Source organism: Streptomyces sp. NPDC059909, from assembly GCF_042730885.1.
Classification (GTDB): Bacteria; Actinomycetota; Actinomycetes; order Streptomycetales; family Streptomycetaceae; genus Streptomyces.
Genome location: NZ_JBHWKX010000259.1, coordinates 1 through 1,120 on the forward strand (window position 1 = coordinate 1; position 1,120 = coordinate 1,120).

The 1,120-nt window shown below is 70.5% G+C and carries 3 protein-coding genes; all 3 read right to left on the reverse strand.

Features of this window, described 5'->3' with window-relative positions:
* Positions 1-214, reverse strand: a 214-nt coding sequence (locus ACFV9O_RS40680) for a hypothetical protein (RefSeq protein WP_385428180.1), incomplete at its 3' end; no start/stop codon positions are given.
* Positions 184-492 carry a hypothetical protein gene (locus ACFV9O_RS40685; protein ID WP_381770930.1) on the reverse strand — a complete coding sequence of 103 codons (309 nt, stop codon included), beginning with the start codon at positions 490-492 and terminating at the stop codon, positions 184-186. The genes ACFV9O_RS40680 and ACFV9O_RS40685, both read right to left, overlap by 31 nt.
* Positions 489-1,120 (reverse strand): SWIM zinc finger family protein (locus ACFV9O_RS40690; protein ID WP_385428184.1); only part of this gene is annotated, 632 nt, incomplete at its 5' end. The genes ACFV9O_RS40685 and ACFV9O_RS40690, both read right to left, overlap by 4 nt.

A 1,120-nucleotide genomic window follows, 5' to 3' on the forward strand; every position in this document is an offset into this window, starting at 1 on the left:
GTCTCAGCCGCTCGGCGATCACGTCGGTGTTCCAGCCGTTGCCGTAGATGCTGTGTATCCATGCGTGCACGGAGGCGTCGGTCACCGGCATCGGGCATCGGGCCGCCTGCACGATCGCTTCGACAAGGTGATACCGGATGTCCGTGGAGGGCCTGCGGTCGGCGATCCGGTGCGCCAGCTCCGTCAGCCATTCGGCGGGGCGCTCCTTGAGCATGGGGAGGAATCTCTTCTCCGCCCCCACATGCGCTCCCAGCCGGAAGCGGTGAGCCAGGACGCGACGGCCGCCGCTCCGGTCTGGCAGGCGACGCCCGCCACCAGCAGCGCAGGAGAGGCCGCTTGGAGCTGCGGCGTCACCCAGGCGTCGCGGAACTCCTTGCGCAACGCCTTCAGCGCCGGCAGTTCCCCGCCCCGTTCGGCGGCCGTCATGCCGTCCACGATCGTCACCACGTCGTCGGCCCGCCCGCCGCGCACCGCTTCGATCAGCTTGCTCAACTGTTCCTCTCCCGTCGTGCCATCCGTACCGCCAGCGCGTGCTTGCAGGGGCCGCGTCCGCCCCGGTATCTCGCCCACCACAGGCAACTGCACCTCAGGACGCCGGCGTCCTCGCGCACCCGGTGGGTGTGGCCGTCCTCGGCCGTGACGGTGCCCATCGCGCCGTCCAGCGTCACGGCACCGGCCGACAGCAGGGCACGGGCATACCGCAGCCTCGGGTTGTGACGCTCGGCGAGACCGGAGTCGTGGGGCAGCTGCCGGTGGAAATAGGCGGCTTCGGCCGTGTCGTAACCCACCCGGCCGGAGGTCGCCAGGCGCATCAGCGCCGACCGGACCCGCGCGGTGGTCACCCCGCAGGCCGCGGCCAGAGCACTCACGTCGATCCGCGGTTCCCACGCCAGCAGCACGGCCACCAGTTCCGCGTCCTGGACGGTCTCGTCGTCGGCCAGTGCCTCCAGTACGCCGCCCTCACCTTTGGCACCTCCCTTACGGCCGGCCGGTAGCTGCTCCGACGGTGGCTGCCGCTCAACGCCGCGTCGCTGTCCGGAAGTTGTGAGGCCGCTGGCACCACTGCGCTCTCGTAAGCTGCTCAGGTTCGATGCGTGTGTACGGGAGGAGTTCGTCGTGG